Below are 16,230 nucleotides of genomic sequence, written 5' to 3'. Positions count from 1 at the left end.
TTGCTTTCTTCATTTTGTTTTCTTATTTTTTTTTATTTCTTTTCTAGTTTTTCTCTTACAGTATGCACTAGCAAAACCCTGTTTTATTAATCTTTTATCTAAATTAGAATATGAAATCTTATAACCAAATTTTTCTTTTAAACAACTATGATAATTTTTCAACGTCAAAAATGAACAACTACTGTTATTGTTCTCTCCTCCTGTTATTTTCATTTCTCCTTGATAAACTTCACCCAAGTTGTATATTGTTTCATCACTATATTTTTGCGCATTCTTGTTATTTACATTTTTATGAGAAAGTATTATCTCCTTTCCGGTATTTATAAAATCAAGATATTCTTTCTTATATCTTTTTATAGTAGAAACAGATTTATTAAATTGCTTTGCTATTGATAAACATGATCTTTTAGGATCCTTTGCAAAGATATCTAATATACATTTTTTAATTTCTGCATATGACTTATTGTCTAAAATAGTAAACATTCTAACCTCCTTTACCAATTATATGTTTTGGATCCAAAACATATAATTGGTAAGGTATCATTTTGTTTGATATTCCAGACGTGGGTTTTTAAACAAAATGATTTGAATAATACTTTGATAATTTGTTATAATTAGATAGTATTTATACGTTTGGGAGATGAAGAAAAGTGAAAAAAATATTAACACTTATGATGTCAACAACATTAGCAATAATACCTGGTCTAACTGTTGTTTCGTGTGGTAAAAATGAAGTAGAAGTTAAAAGAACATATAATGAAGACATAACTATTAATAAAATGATTTGAAATAAAGATCAAAAGAAATATGTTCCAAAAGAAGTTAAATTTTCAGATAACAAAGAAGAATGACAAAAAGATCTTCAACTTTCTTTAGATGCTACTGGTTATGCAAATTTAGTTACAAGAGTTTTAAACTTACTAAACGCTAATATTATTCAAAAAAGAGATGCAGATGATGCATACAAAATTTTTAGAGGTAAAGATGAAAAGACTAATATTTTAGGTCAATGATCAAATGCAAATAATGAAACTAAAACTCAAGAAGAATTCTATAAACTAATGGATGAAACTAAAACTCATATTTCTTCAATTAAGGGTTTATTAGAACTTAAAAAATTTGGACAAGCAAATCAAGATAAAGTTAAAAATTGATCTGAATCAATTAAAAAAGACTGAGAAAAAGTTGAAAAATGAGATGAAGAATTTGTTTCAAACTTAAATCAAATTGTTAATTCTTCAAATGATAATATGTATTCATCTATTAAATTAGTTTCAGACATAAAATCATCAAGTTCAAATTTTTCAACATTTGAAATTGATAAAAGTAAACAACCAACTGAACAGGGTGAAGAAGTAAAATTAACAGAAGTGAAAGATAAAATTTTAGGAGATCTTACATATAACTCAGAAAACAAAAATGAAGTAAATGAATTTGTTTTTGGAACTAACCGTTCAAAAGATCCATATGGTTCATCTATTATTGGAAATAAAGGTATGGTTACTGAAAGTTTAACTCCAAAATTAGAATATTCATCAAAAGATTTAACTCCAAAAAAAGCTAAAGAAAAAATTAATCTTGCTGTAGAAAATCAAAAAGATAAATTTAAATATAACTGAAACTTATCTGAAGATAAAAAATCTTTAAAACATACTTCAGAATATGATTTTTACTATTTAAATAGCGAAGAATCAGATAGTTTAAAACTTCAATTAACATACAACTATTTAGATAGTAAAAACGAGAAAAAAGATTTTGTATTTAATGTAGATTTCAAAAACTTATACAAAATGTTTATTCCAACTTTTAATAATGCTAATGCAGCAGATAATAAATCAACTATTGATACAAATAGTTTTGGATGAAGTTTTGTTGGTTATAGATTTTCAGATGCTAAAGATTATTCTGAAAATTTTGCATCATTTAAAGATATTGAACTAGAAATTTCAAAGTCAGAATCAAAAAAATAGTACAACATTATTTTATTTAATATAATAAAGGTATGAATTAAACGTTAAAGTGTGGTAATTTATATATTCCACACTTTTAAGATATAAATATAATAGATATATAGTAAGGTGGTGATGAGAATGGAAGCATTAAATGGTTTTAGAGAACTTTTGCTTAAATCACATAATTTAGCATATTTTTCACTAATTGTTACAGTGTCTGCTATTTTCATCTACTTTATTTTTCAATTTTCCAAAAGATTTATAAGAAACTATAAAAATGGTTTTGTATACAATGAAAAGATAAAATTTAATACTAAAAAAATAACATATATATCTATGATGGTTGCTGTTTCAGTTTCTATAACAACTGTTATTTCATTAACGATCCCTATTACAGTTCTTCCTCCAATAAGGATTGCTTTTGAAGGGGTTATGATCAAAATCACGGGTATGATATTTGGTCCGATTATTGGATTAATAGTAGGTATAGTTACCGAAGCTTTAACAGTAATGTTTGTACCTTCATATATACATATCGGTTATTTAATTGTAGCTTTCTCGTTTGGTTTCTGAGCAGGAATGACAGCATATTCATTTAGATTAAAAAATAAATGATTTACTTTAAGTTTAATTACTATGTTTATAGTTTTATCAGCTGGATTTATGTTTTGAATCATGAAGGGAATGCAAAATTTAAATCCAGATAATACTAGAATTTTTGGTATTAAAGTAAATCCTGCTGTATTTCCAAACTTATTCTTAGGTATGATGGGTGGAACATTAACTCTAATCTATTTAGTAACATTTATCTTAGAAATTAAAAAGAAAAATCGATGATTAAATATTATTTTACCTATTATACTTCTATGTATAATCACTGAGATTCTAGTAACTGTTTTATCTGCTGCTTGAGCAGATTATCAAATATTAACTCCTGGTCAAATACATGATGGAAGTAATGGAGCTGAAAATACTTATATCACAATGGTTGTTCTGAGAATGATTCAAGCACCTGTAAAATTATTATTTAACACAACTATTTTAACTACTGTATATGTAGTTTTAAGACCGTTAATTAAAGTAAGATAGAAATAATAGAGAGTAGGTATTTTATGAAAATTTATGATTCATTATCAAAACAAGTAAAAGAATTAGATAAAAAAGAAATTACTCTTTATTGTTGTGGACCTACAGTTTACAATTTAATTCATATAGGAAACGCAAGACCATCTATATTAATGGATATTTTTGTGCGTTTTTTAAAGAGTTTAAATTATAAAGTTAACTTTTTACAAAATGTAACTGATGTAGATGACAAAATAATTGCTAAAGCTTTAGAAGAGAGCACAACAGAAAAAGAATTATCAGAAAGATACACTAAAGCATATTTAGATGATTTAACTTCTTTAAATGTTAATCATCCAGATACTTTAATTCCTATTAGTTTAAAAATGAATGGAATGATTGATTTTATTAAACAATTAGTTGACAACAGTTCAGCTTATGTTGTTGATGGTGATGTTTATTTTGATATTAGTAAATATGAACAACAATACTCTAAACTTTCAGGATTCAAACTTAATGAATTGATCGCTGGTGAGAGAGTAGAAATTGATTCTAAAAAGAAAAACCCATTAGATTTTACTTTATGAAAAAAAACTGATGTTGGTGTTAGATGAGAATCACCATTTGGATTAGGTCGTCCTGGTTGACATACTGAGTGTGTTTTATTAATTGATGAGTTTTTTGATAATCAAACAATTGATATACACGCTGGTGGAATTGATTTAAAATTCCCTCATCATGAAAATGAAAGAATACAATTTATAGCATCAAGAAATAAAGAACTTGCAAATATTTGAATGCATAACGGACATTTACAAATTGAAGATGAAAAAATGTCTAAATCATTACGAAATGTTATTCTAGTTAAAGACTTTGTAAAAGAACATAACCCTAATACTTTAAGATGAATCTTTTTATCTTCACACTATCGTTTACCGTTAAATATAAATAAAGATATAATTCATCAAGCTAATAAATTCTTAGATAAATTAAAAAATCTTTCTAAAAAAATTATTGATTGATCAGTTGTTATGGATAAAGAAGTTGATGTTGTAAATCAATCAGAGTATGTTGATAAATTTAACCAATATATGCAAGACGATTTAAATACAGCTATGGTATTATCTTTAATTGAATCAATCATAAAAGATATAAATAAAAATATTAGTTCAAATCAAGAAATTGAAATTTTAGTTGGTTCACTAATTCATATTTTAAATACCCTAGGATTTACAAAAGATATATTTAATTATCAAATTAGTGATGACGATAAACAATTATATGTAAAATGAAAAGAAAAAGTTAAACAAAAAGATTTCACTAGTGCAGATCAATTAAGAGAACAGCTAGTTAAAAAAGGAACCCTTTAATCAATGGAAAAGAAAAATTTAATATACGGTAGACATGTAGTTTTAGAGTTTTTAAAAAAACACGAAAGCATGGTTAAAACTATTTGAACAAAAGATTTAGCTTATTTAAAGTCTTTTGATTTAAATAAAAGTAAAATTCAAATAATTAAATCAACTGATCAAAAATTAGAAAAAATGTTTAATGAGCATGTTAATCATCAAGGTATTGTAGCAGAAATTAAAGAGTTTAATTATACTCCTTTTTCTGAGTTATTAGATTTTGTAAATCAACAAGAAAAATCATTTATTTTAATGTTAGATCAAATTCATGATTCATATAACTTTGGTGCAATTATTAGAAGTGCGGTTTTACTTGGAGTTGACGGAATTGTTATTTTAGATAGAAAACAAGTTCAAGTTAATCCAACAGTTGTAAAAACAAGTAGCGGAACAGCTTATGATATTAAAATTTCTAAAGTTAACAATTTAAGTAATGCTATTAGTCAATTAAAAGATAATAATTTCTGAGTCTATTCAACAAACTTAAATAGTGATTCAGTTGATATGAGAAAAGTAAATTTTGCTAATAAAACAGTTTTAGTAATTGGTAATGAACAAAAAGGTGTAAGTAATTTAGTTACTAAGAATAGTGATGTAAATATTTATATACCTTCTAATAAAACAATTGATTCATTTAACGCTAGTGTTGCTAGTTCTATTATCTGTTATGAGATAGCAAATAAGCTAGAAAAATTATCTTAAGTTGTTTAATTAACATTATTATATATAATATATATGAATGAAAAAGTAGGGAGAAGTAATTATGTCTAAACAAGTTAAAAGAAAAATAACATTAGTTTGTGAAGAATGTTTAAATAGAAATTATCAAGTTAATAAGTCTACATTAACTCAAAAAGAAAGATTACAACTTAAAAAATATTGTGCAAATTGCACTAGACATACACTACATAAGGAAACAAGATAATGGAAAAAGATTTAAATAAAACCGATCTTCAGACTAACGTAGTTGAAACTGATAAACCAACTTCTACTATTTCAAATTCTAAAATTAAAATTTCAAAAAAAACTAAAAAGAAATTAAAAGTTAAAAAAGAAAAAGAACCTAGAAACATTAAATTAATGTTTAAAGAGTTTCCAATAAAAATGGTTAAAGAAATTTCTAAAATTAGATGATCAGGATCTGATAGTTTAAGTAAAAAGTTTATAATTGTTATTTTATTTATGCTTATTTTTGCGGTTATATTTTATAACTTAGATTTAGGTATTCAACAATTATTTCAATTGATTAAAGTATTTTAATAAGGGTAAGGATAATAGATTATGACAAATGAAGAAATAAGAAAATTAGAAGATGAAATATTAACTGCTAAAGGCCAATGATTTGTAATTAGTTGTCAAACAGGTCATGAAGAAAAAGTTTCAGCTGATTTGTTACAAAAAATTAAATCTGCAAATATTGAAGATGAAATATTTCACATTAAAATCTCAAAAAGATTAGTAACAACAAAATCTGGAAAAGAAACTGAAAAAAATAAATTCCCTGGTTATATTTTTATAAATATGATTATGAGCGAAAGAGCTTGATTCTTAATTAGAAATACTCCAGGAGTAACTGGATTTATCGGTTCAAGTGGACGTGGAGCTAAACCTTCTCCTTTAACAACTGAAGAAACTTTAAAAATGTTATTACCAGATACAGTTGTTGAAAAAGAAGAAGCAACTAATGTAGTAAAAAATGAAGCAGTTGCTAAAAAACCTTTATTTACAGCTGACTTTAAAATTGGAGATGTTGTTAGAATTAAAACCGGTCTTCATGAAGGTGAAGAAGGAAAAGTCAAAGATATGGACTATTCAAAAGGTGTTGCATTTGTTACTATCGAAATGTTTGGTAGATGAACAGTTTTAGAAATTTCATTTAAAAATGTTGAACCAATTAAAGAATATTAATAATTTTAAAAGCATTTAAAAATGCTTTTTATTTTCTATATTTCCCACTTAAGCATAAAAATAACTAAGTGTCACCTAAACCTTTCCCACTTAAGCATAAAAACAAAAATGCTTTTTATTTTTAATATATAGATAACTAAATTTGCAATAGAGTAAAATAACTTCTTTTATTTATAAAAATTTGTTATATAACCCGAGTTTTACAGTTGTTGTGCTAAATTAAAAAGTGCAACAACTTTTTAATTGTTATTTAAATCTTATAGAGTTCAAAATTTTATCAAATTCAACATCTATCATTAGTGATTTTATTGTGTTTGTTCTTTCGTTTTGATCTCGTTAGTCTTCTAGATAGCTAAAACTTTTAACAATTTCCTGTTTAACTTGTCAATTTTTGTCTTAATACCCTCTAACGACTCTAAAAATGTCTTAACAGTTGAATCTTTACAATTTATCTTATCTCCTTTATCGTAATGTATTCTATAAATATTCCAGAATAGAGTAAAATAACTTCTTTTATTTATAAAAATTTGTTATATAATAATGTGTAGGCGATTTTTATTGTGGGAGAGTTTGCTTATTTTAAAATAACTCATACGGACCACAGCGAGTAAAAAACGACCTTAAATATATAAGGAGGAAAAACCCGTGGCTAAAAAAATCACACGTATAGCTAAATTAGAATTCATGGCTATGCAAGCAAAACCAGGAGCAGAATTAGCTTCATTAGGTATCAACATGCCTGAATTTACAAGACAATTTAACGATGCTACTAAAGATAGAGCAGGAGATGTTGTTCCTGTTGTTATTACAGCTTATGATGATAAATCATTTAACTTTGTTTTAAAAACTACACCAGCTGCAGCTATGTTAAAAAAAGCGGCTAAAATCGATAAAGGCGCAAGCAACGCAAGAACTCAAACAGTTGCAACAATTTCAGCAGAAGATGTTAGAAAAATTGCTGAATACAAAATGCCTGATTTAAATGCAAACACTATTGAAGCAGCTATGAAACAAATCGCAGGAACAGCTAAAAACATGGGAATCAAAGTTACAGGCATGGAGGATATTAAATAATGGCTAAAATAAGTAAAAGATTCAAAGAAGCTTTAGCTAAAGTTGAAAAACACAAATTATATCCTGTACAAGACGCTTTACAATTAGCTAAAGATACTTCAACAACTAAATTTGATTCAACTGTTGAAGTTTCATTTAACTTAAACATTGACCCAAGAAAAGCTGATCAACAAATTCGTGGTGCCATAGTTTTACCTGCAGGAACAGGAAAAAGCCAAAGAATTTTAGTTTTAACAAATACTAAAGTTAAAGAAGCAGAACAAGCTGGAGCAGATATCGTTGGTGGAGAAGACTTAATTAACAAAATTAAAAACGAAAACTGATTTGATTTTGATGTTATTGTTGCTACTCCAGAAATGATGGCAAAATTAGGAGTAATCGGAAAAATTTTAGGTCCAAAAGGATTAATGCCAAACCCAAAAACTGGAACAGTTACTATGGATGTTGCAAAAGCAATTGATGAAATTAAAAAAGGTAAAGTTGAATACCGTGCTGACAAAGAAGGAAATGTTCATTTAATTATCGGAAAATCATCATTCAATGTTAATAAATTAGAAGAAAACTTCAAAACTGTTGTTGATGAAATCAGAAGAGTTAAACCTCAAACTGTTAAAGGTGATTACATTATTAACGTAAGTGTTTCAACAACAATGGGGCCAGGAATTAAAATTCAATTATAATTGCAAATATTAGATCTCTTTTAAAGAGATCTTTTTTTATTAAAAAATATCATTATAATAATTTTTGAGTGATTTATTCTCAAAAAAATTATAGAAGGGTAGATTGATTAATTTCATTTCATTAGCATTATTAGCAGGACAAGATCCTAAAATAGCAGACAAACTTACGTTCTTTTCTGCAAACGCAGTAGCGATTTTATTTATTATTTCATTTTTTGTTATTGGATATCTTTTAGATCGTCATTTTTGACGTAAAATAACAATTCAAGTTATATCTTTACTAGGAGTATTAATTGCGCTTTGTATTATTGCAACTAACGTGATTGGATACTCAAAAGTATTTGGTTTTAAAATCCAATTAGGTAATTTCTTATTATTTTTATGTGGAATGCTTTTAGGACCATTAGCTGGACCTTTGGCAGGTTTATTAAGTGATCTTACTGGATTATTAACTTCAGGAGGAGTTCCACACTTTGGATTTACATTAATTAAGGTTACGTATGGATTTTTAGGTGCATTAGTATTTTTACCAAAACAACATAAAAAACTATACTTTATTTTAAGTATTGCTGCATTTATGTTAACTTCAGTTGCATTACATTTGCTAGTTATTACCCCATTATCATTTGCTTCATATGGAGGAGCAACAGGAACTAAACAAGGTTTAATTGTTGCTAAGATGATTCAAAGAGCTATACTTGTTCCTATTGAATGAGTATCTTATTCAGCATTAGTAATAACTTGTTTTGAAATATCTTGAATTGTTTTAAGAGACAATCCAAAAATAGAGCACCAATTATGATGCACAAGAAAAGGAGCACCAAAATTCTTATCAGATAAATGAGAAAAAAATAAAGTTGAAAATGTAGTAAAAGTTGAAAATAGACAAAAAGCATCATAACAATTATTCAGAAAGTAAAAATTAATTATGAAGAAATTTTTAAGTATTTTAACTATTTCAACTTTACTATTATCAACAACTTTAACTCCTAGTTTATTAAACAAAAACAAACAAATAAAGACACACACAAATCATATTGTTTTAAAATCAGAAAATAAAATAGAAAAAAAAGATTTAAATAATTTAGTTGCAGAAAAAAATATAGGTGACATTCTTAAATGTTCTGATCAAGATGTAGTTACAGCAATTAATAGAAAAAATAATCAAAATTTAGATATTAAACAATTAGTTGTAAAAAAAATAAACGAAACAAAAGCTGAAATTAAAGCAAAACAAGACAGCAAAGAATACACTGGATCAATTGAAGTTACTTTCAAAGTTAATCCAAAAGCTAAATTCAAATTAGATGAACTTATTAAGATAATACAAAAGGTTAGGTATGAAACATTAAAACTACCACCTACAATTACTAAAAATGATGTTTTGAACGCAATAAATATTGCAAACAATAAAACTACTACTAATTTAATTGCAGATCAAATCATAATGGATAAGTATACTGTTCAAAATAACGAAAAAGGTATAGCCAAAACACTTGTTGCAACAATAAAAGCAAAAGAAAAAGTGGACAATTATAAAGGAGAGGTTACAGTTCAATTTAATATAATAAAAGTAGAACCAAAACCAATTGAAGATAAAGGTACTGATCCAATATTCATAGTTATAATATCCCTTGCTTCAGCTTGAATATTAGGTAGTCTTACTTTACCACTTATTAGAAAATATAAACATAAAAAACAAAATAATTAGTTTTAAAGTAAAAATACTTGGTTTTTAATTTACACAAATTTTAAGTTTATATTGTAGTTTTGCATACTATGTGATACTATTAATAAGGCTATTAATACCGAAGACAGTAACGGGTATAACCTTAATAATGTTACCGAGGAATTCTTTTTAAAAAACATTTTTTTGTTTTGTCCTCGGTTTAGTTTATTAGTTACTAACCGAGGTTTTTATTAAAGTTAATTATAGAACAAAGGAGGAATTTAGATGTCAAACTCAAGACCTAATCATGCTAAAAAAGCTGAAATAGTTTCTGAAATTGTTTCAAAAATTCAAAACGCACAAGGTGTTGCTGTTGCTGAATATAAATACTTAACAGTTGCTGACATGACAGAATTAAGATTAGAAGCTTTAAAACAAAATATTGATGTTAAAGTTTATAAAGATTCTCTTGTTAGAAGAGCTGTTGAAGAATTAGGATTAACTGACTTAAGTCCATTTTTAACTCAACAAAACGTATTTATATTTTCAAACGAAGATAGCATCAGTGCTGCTAAATTAGTAGCAAAATTTGCTAAGAAAAATGAAAATCTTAAATTAAAAGCTGGTATCTACGAAGGAAAAGTTGTTGATACAGCCGGAATCAATGAAGTTGCTTCTTTACCTTCAAAAGAAGAACTATACTCAATGTTTGCTTCAAGTTTACTATACCCATTACGAAAAGTTATGGCAGCAATCAACGCAGTTGCTGAAACTAAAAGCAATTAATAGAATTTAAAAAAATTTGTGTATTGATAGCAATCAATTAAATTAGTTTATAAAGGAGAGAAAAATCATGGCTATTACTAAAGAAGATATTATTAAAGCATTAGAAGAAATGAAATTAAACGAATTAAACGATTTAGTTAAATCAATCGAAGACCACTTCGGTGTTGTTGCATCAGTAGGTGTTGCTGCAGCAGCTGCTCCTGAAGCAGGAAATGCAGCTCCAAGTGAAGTTTCAGTTCTTTTAACATCTGCAGGACAACAAAAAGTTGCAGTTATTAAAGTTGTTAAAGAATTAACTGGAGTTGGATTAATGGACGCCAAAAAAATGGTTGATGGAACAATGCCAGTTGTAATTAAAGAAAACATTAAACCAGAAGAAGCTGAAGAAATGAAAGCTAAATTAGTTGAAGCTGGAGCTTCAGTAGACATTAAATAATTTCTATTGTAATAATTAACATTTAAAAGAGTTACTTTTGTAACTCTTTTTTAAATTTCTTAAGGGTTAATTTTATTCAATCTAAATAGTAAACTCTATTGACTTTTTGATAAAAAACATTTAGAATTATTTAAATCGAGTATAGTTTAGTCGTTAAGAGCTTCTGCTATTCTCTATCTTATTATTTGGCGATTATAAGAGGATGTATAAATGCGTTTTGATTACTTTTTAAAAACAAAGTCATTAAACAACATACTAAAAAGATTAAAAAATAGCACAGTCAAAACAACAATACCAATATCAACAAGAAATAAATTATCATATGATCTAGTCAACCAAGTTGATCGAGATCGATTTTTGTATGATTACACAAAAGCGTTTTATGATGAATTTGTTGAACCGGTAGTCGAAGAAAAGTTGTTTGATTTTGAGTTTTGTCTACTTTTATTTTTAGAAAAAAAAATAAATTATTCTTTCTTTGAAGTTCTTTATACTTTTAAAAATATTAAAAAAGGAAAAAGACCTGAAACAGAAATTGAAAATCTTATTTACAACACCATTTATGCATACGAATTTATAAAAATGCCCAAAATAGTATTAGATGAAAATAACTTTGAGATGTTTGTTCACATCTTATTGCAAAATTTAGACTTCGATCTAGATATTAAAGCTAATTACTATCGTTCGCCAACTGATAAGACAATTGTAGAAAACTCATTATCTGCAAATGATATTGATAGTGAGTTTAATGCATTATTTGATTATTTAAAAGATATGGATAGCAAGATGTTATCTGGTTATACACAAGCATATATTTTATTTATTATGCTAATGCTTATATCACCTTTTAAAAGTTATAATTTAACATTTTCAACTTTATTTACACAATGATTTTCATTCCAAAGAAATGAAAGTAAAAAAATAGTTATTCCTCTATATCAAATCGCCAAAAATTGAAATAACTTTAATGATAATATAAATAATTTAATTAATGAAGAATTAAATGTTAATCAAACTTTAAATACGATTAAGCATTGCTATATTGAGAATATAAATTTTTATTATCATGCTTCACACATTTATAAATGGATATTAAAAGATAGAAAAAAGAGAATGTGAATTTTTGAAGATGATCAGACATTTATCTTACTTGTGTTAATGCTTCAAAAAACAGAAAATCTATCATTAAGTAGTATTAAAAATTTATTGACAGTAAACAAAATTAAATTGCTTAGTGATCAAGAACTAAAAAAAATATTAGACAAACTGATTAATAAAAATGTTATTCAAAAAATAGGTAATCAAACTATTAAATATAGTTTTTATGACAAAGATCTAGAAAAGGCTAGATTCTTAGTCAAATAGCAAATGAGAAAGGACTATACAATGGCTTACAAAATTCAACAAATCAACCGTGGAGTTAAAAGACGTAACTATTCTAAAGTTTCTGGTAATTTATCTCTACCAAACTTAATTGAAGTGCAAACTGAAACATTTAACTGATTTAAACAACAAGGTATTCAAGAAGTTTTAGATGAGTTTTTCCCTATTTTATCAATGGATGGAACTAGTGTTTTAACATTAGAAAATTGAGGGTTCAAAGAACCAAGAATTAGTGTAAGAAAAGCTAAAGAAGAATCAAAAATTTATGATGCACCAATTTATGCAAACTTAAAATTATCTGTTAACAGAACTGAAGAAATTGAAAAAGATTTTGAAGGTTTTGATGAAAAAGATATCAAAAAATCATTAACTATATGATTAAAAAACAGAACAGATAGCAGTCAAGTAGCATTCAAACAAAGTGCTGGAGATTCATACTTTTTCGAAGTAACTATTAAAAAAGCTGAAAAACCAGATCTAACCCAAATTGATATCATTGAAAACAAACCATCATCATTAATTGCAAACGTTTCAATCTATAAATCAGGAGAAGTATTCTTAGGTGATTTCCCATTAATGACTGAAGCAGGTACATTTATTATTAATGGTTCACAAAAAGTTATCGTTTCTCAATTAGTTAGATCTCCAGGTGCTTACTTTAACAAAGAATTAAACAGAAAAACTGGAGAAATGATTTATTCTGGAGATATTATTCCAAGCCGTGGTACTTGATTAGAATTTGAAACAGATTCTAAAAAAACTGGAGTAGATGCAATCAACCCTTTATATGTAAAAATTGATAAATCAAGAAAAACTACTGCAACTTCTCTTTTAACAGCATTAGGAATTAATTCAAAACAAATATTAGAAATTTTTGATAATGATGCTGTTATAAATGAAACTTTACATCAAGATACAAGTTTTGGAGATCAACAAGTTGATTGAGCACACCAAGTACAAGAAATTTATAAAAAAATTAGACAAGGTGAAACAGCAACTAGTGAAGGTGCTTCTAAATTTATTAATGGTATTTTATTCGATAAACGTAAATATGATTTAACAAAAGCTGGAAGATTTAAATTACAACAAAAATTAGCTATTAAAAATAGAATTTTTGGAAAAATTATAGCTGAAGATATTCTTGATGCTAACAACAACATTTTAGTTAAAAAAGATACTGAAGTTAACAAATCAAACATTAAAGAAATTTCAGATATTTTAGATGCTGATGTAATGTCATTTAATGTTAATTATTTAGATGAAATTAATGGAAGTAGAAAAGTTCAAAAACTTAAAGTTTATAAAGATAATGATCTAAAAAATGAAGTAACTACTTTAGTTGGAATAACTAAAAATAGTGTTGAAGAATTTGTTACAGTTCCAGATATTATTTCAACAATTTCATACTTATTAAACTTAAAACACAACATTGGTGAAATTGATGATATCGATAACTTAGGAAACAGACGTGTTAGAACAGTTGGAGAATTATTACAAAACCAATTTAGAATGGGATTAAACCGTATTGATAAAAACGTTAAAGAAAAATTAGCTACAAGTGATTTGTACAAAGTTAAAACTTCAACAATCATTAATGCTAAACCTTTAACATCGATCATTGGAGAGTTCTTTAACTTATCACAATTATCACAATTCATGGATCAAATTAACCCATTATCAGAATTAACTAACAAACGTAGATTAACAGCTTTAGGACCTGGTGGGTTATCAAGAGATAGAGCTGGATTAGAAGTTCGTGACGTTCACCCATCTCACTATGGAAGAATTTGTCCTATTGAAACTCCAGAAGGACCAAACATTGGATTGATTAACAACTTATCAACTTATGCAAGAGTTGACGGATACGGATTTATTACAACTCCATATAGAAAAGTTATTAACGGTGTTATTCAAAATGATCAAGTTGAATACTTAACAGCTGACAAAGAAAGAAAATTCATTATTGCTCAATCAAATGTTAAACAAGATGAAAATGGAAAAATTTTAGACGAAATTGTAGTTTCACGTTTTAATGGTGATGACTACATGGCTAGAGTTGATGAAATTGATTATATCGATGTCTCACCAAAACAAATCGTTTCTGTTGCAACTTCAGCAATTCCTTTCTTAGAAAACGACGATGCCAACCGTGCATTGATGGGAGCAAACATGCAACGTCAAGCTGTTCCGTTAATTAGACCAGAATCTCCATTTGTTGGAACTGGTATTGAATTTGAAGCAGCACGTGACTCAGGAGAAGCAGTTGTTGCTAAAGAAGACGGAATCGTTAAATACGTTGACTCAAAAATGATCTCAATCCAAGGACAATCAGGAATTAAAACTTATACATTATCTGATTTTGAAAGATCAAATAATGGTACTTCATTAACTCAAGCTCCGATTGTTAAAAAAGGAGATGTAGTTAAAAAAGGTGAAATTATTGCTGATGGTCCATCAATGGATCAAGGTGAATTAGCTATCGGTCAAAACGTTGTGGTTGCCTTTTCAACTTATAATGGATACAACTTCGAAGATGCGATCGTTATGAGTGAAAGAGTTGTAATGGATGATAGATTCACTTCAATTCATATTGATGAGTACACAATCGAAGTAAGAAATACAAAACAAGGACTAGAAGAAGTTACTCGTGAAGTTCCAAACGTAAGCGAACAAGCTAAAAAACACTTAGATAGCGAAGGAATTGTAGCTATCGGAACTGAAGTTAAAGTTGGAGATATTTTAGTTGGTAAAGTTACTCCAAAAGGTCAAGTTCAATTATCACCAGAAGATAAATTATTACATGCAATCTTTGGTGAAAAATCAAGAAACGTAAAAGACAACTCATTAAGAGTTCCAAACGGTGGAGAAGGTATTGTTCAATCAATTAAACGTTTTAAAGCTAAATCATCATCAAACCCAGATGGAATTGATTTACCAGCAGATATTGTAGAAGTAATTAAAGTTTACATCGTTCAAAAACGTAAAATCCAAGAAGGTGACAAAATGTCAGGACGTCATGGAAACAAAGGTATTATTTCAAGAATTCTACCAGTTGAAGATATGCCTCACTTAGAAGACGGAACACCAGTTGACATTATGTTAAACCCACAAGGGGTTCCTTCACGTATGAACATTGGTCAAATTCTAGAAATCCACTTAGGAATGGCTGCTAAAAAAATAAACGAAAAAATAATTACTCCAGTATTTGAAGGATTAAATGAGAAAGAATTAGATGAAATAATGGCTGAAGCTGGAATGACAAATTATGGAAAAGTTACTTTAATTGATGGTAAAACTGGTGAAGCTATTGATAAACCAATTGCAGTTGGTGTAATGTACATGCTAAAACTATCACACATGGTTGATGATAAAATTCACGCACGTAACGTAGGACCATACTCATTAATTACTCAACAACCTTTAGGTGGAAAAGCTCAAAACGGGGGACAACGTTTCGGAGAAATGGAAGTTTGAGCTCTAGAAGCTTATGGAGCAGCTCACACATTACGTGAAATTCTAACAATTAAATCAGATGATATTAAAGGTCGTTCAAAAACTTATGAAGCTATTGTTAGATCAAGACGTGTTCCTGAACCAGGAATTCCAGAATCATTCAACGTTCTTTCAAAAGAAATTATGGGGTTAGGATTCAATATGTACATGATTGATGAACAAGGTGATAAATTATCAATTAATGCATATGAAGAAGAAGAACAATTATCAAAATTATTTGATGATGAAAGTTTAGAAGTAGAAAACTTATCAATTGATAATCAAGACGTTGAAAACGAATTAGAAGATTTAACTTACATTGATGAAAAAGATATCTTAGAATCATTTGGATTTAATGAAGAAGACGAAGAATAAT

General features: G+C 27.2%; 16 protein-coding genes and 1 other annotated feature. Of the genes, 15 read left to right on the top strand and 1 reads right to left on the bottom strand.

What is annotated here, in order from left to right:
- The coding region (locus AB668_RS03975) for a hypothetical protein (RefSeq protein ID WP_152908059.1) at positions 1 to 483 on the bottom strand (483 nt) is incomplete at its 3' end.
- Between the two features lie 167 nt (positions 484 to 650).
- Here AB668_RS03975 and AB668_RS03970 point away from each other — a divergent pair.
- The 15 genes from AB668_RS03970 to rpoB all read left to right on the top strand — a co-directional run bounded on the left by AB668_RS03970 (position 651) and on the right by rpoB (position 16,229).
- Positions 651 to 1,970, top strand: a complete 1,320-nt coding sequence (locus AB668_RS03970) for a hypothetical protein (RefSeq protein ID WP_050517719.1) — start codon at positions 651 to 653, stop codon at positions 1,968 to 1,970.
- A 120-nt stretch (positions 1,971 to 2,090) separates the two neighbouring features.
- Positions 2,091 to 3,041, top strand: coding sequence for an ECF transporter S component (locus tag AB668_RS03965; protein WP_082160333.1), 951 nt, complete (start codon positions 2,091 to 2,093; stop codon positions 3,039 to 3,041).
- Between the two features lie 23 nt (positions 3,042 to 3,064).
- Positions 3,065 to 4,387: a cysteine--tRNA ligase gene (cysS, locus tag AB668_RS03960; RefSeq protein WP_050517718.1), complete on the top strand. Its 1,323-nt coding sequence runs from the start codon at positions 3,065 to 3,067 to the stop codon at positions 4,385 to 4,387.
- A 3-nt stretch (positions 4,388 to 4,390) separates the two neighbouring features.
- Positions 4,391 to 5,128 carry a 23S rRNA (guanosine(2251)-2'-O)-methyltransferase RlmB gene (rlmB, locus tag AB668_RS03955; RefSeq protein WP_050517717.1) on the top strand — a complete coding sequence of 246 codons (738 nt, stop codon included), beginning with the start codon at positions 4,391 to 4,393 and terminating at the stop codon, positions 5,126 to 5,128.
- Between the two features lie 61 nt (positions 5,129 to 5,189).
- Positions 5,190 to 5,351, top strand: coding sequence for a 50S ribosomal protein L33 (rpmG, locus tag AB668_RS03950; RefSeq protein ID WP_004428362.1), 162 nt, complete (start codon positions 5,190 to 5,192; stop codon positions 5,349 to 5,351).
- A complete protein-coding gene (secE, locus tag AB668_RS03945; RefSeq protein ID WP_050517716.1) occupies positions 5,351 to 5,686 on the top strand; it encodes a preprotein translocase subunit SecE in 336 nt (111 codons plus the stop codon). Before rpmG ends, secE begins: the two co-directional genes overlap by 1 nt.
- 21 nt (positions 5,687 to 5,707) lie before the next feature.
- Entirely contained in the window at positions 5,708 to 6,334 is a 627-nt protein-coding gene (gene nusG, locus AB668_RS03940; RefSeq protein ID WP_050517715.1) for a transcription termination/antitermination protein NusG, read from the top strand.
- Between the two features lie 645 nt (positions 6,335 to 6,979).
- Positions 6,980 to 7,408 (top strand): 50S ribosomal protein L11, encoded by a 429-nt coding sequence (rplK, locus tag AB668_RS03935; RefSeq protein WP_050517714.1) that lies wholly within the window; start codon positions 6,980 to 6,982, stop codon positions 7,406 to 7,408.
- Positions 7,408 to 8,088 carry a 50S ribosomal protein L1 gene (rplA, locus tag AB668_RS03930; protein ID WP_050517713.1) on the top strand — a complete coding sequence of 227 codons (681 nt, stop codon included), beginning with the start codon at positions 7,408 to 7,410 and terminating at the stop codon, positions 8,086 to 8,088. The genes rplK and rplA overlap by 1 nt, the downstream gene beginning before the upstream one ends.
- 103 nt (positions 8,089 to 8,191) lie before the next feature.
- Positions 8,192 to 8,989: a folate family ECF transporter S component gene (locus tag AB668_RS03925; RefSeq protein ID WP_235443346.1), complete on the top strand. Its 798-nt coding sequence runs from the start codon at positions 8,192 to 8,194 to the stop codon at positions 8,987 to 8,989.
- A gap of 27 nt (positions 8,990 to 9,016) precedes the next feature.
- The gene (locus tag AB668_RS03920) at positions 9,017 to 9,799 is read left to right on the top strand and encodes a hypothetical protein (RefSeq protein ID WP_050517712.1); all 783 of its coding nucleotides are present in this window, start codon (positions 9,017 to 9,019) and stop codon (positions 9,797 to 9,799) included.
- 79 nt (positions 9,800 to 9,878) lie between these two features.
- Positions 9,879 to 10,017, top strand: a sequence feature (ribosomal protein L10 leader region).
- Positions 10,018 to 10,042: 25 nt separating this feature from the next.
- Positions 10,043 to 10,543 (top strand): 50S ribosomal protein L10, encoded by a 501-nt coding sequence (rplJ, locus tag AB668_RS03915; RefSeq protein WP_004428127.1) that lies wholly within the window; start codon positions 10,043 to 10,045, stop codon positions 10,541 to 10,543.
- Positions 10,544 to 10,610: 67 nt separating this feature from the next.
- Entirely contained in the window at positions 10,611 to 10,979 is a 369-nt protein-coding gene (rplL, locus tag AB668_RS03910; RefSeq protein WP_050517711.1) for a 50S ribosomal protein L7/L12, read from the top strand.
- Between the two features lie 210 nt (positions 10,980 to 11,189).
- Entirely contained in the window at positions 11,190 to 12,344 is a 1,155-nt protein-coding gene (locus AB668_RS03905) for a hypothetical protein (protein WP_050517710.1), read from the top strand.
- 21 nt (positions 12,345 to 12,365) lie between these two features.
- The gene (rpoB, locus tag AB668_RS03900; RefSeq protein ID WP_050517709.1) at positions 12,366 to 16,229 is read left to right on the top strand and encodes a DNA-directed RNA polymerase subunit beta; all 3,864 of its coding nucleotides are present in this window, start codon (positions 12,366 to 12,368) and stop codon (positions 16,227 to 16,229) included.
- Position 16,230 lies beyond the last annotated feature (1 nt).

Source organism: Mycoplasma sp. HU2014, from assembly GCF_001199495.1.
Classification (GTDB): domain Bacteria; phylum Bacillota_I; class Bacilli_A; order Mycoplasmatales; family Mycoplasmataceae; genus Mycoplasma.
Note: the sequence above shows the minus strand (reverse complement) of the source record. Positions and strands in the feature narration are given on the sequence as shown.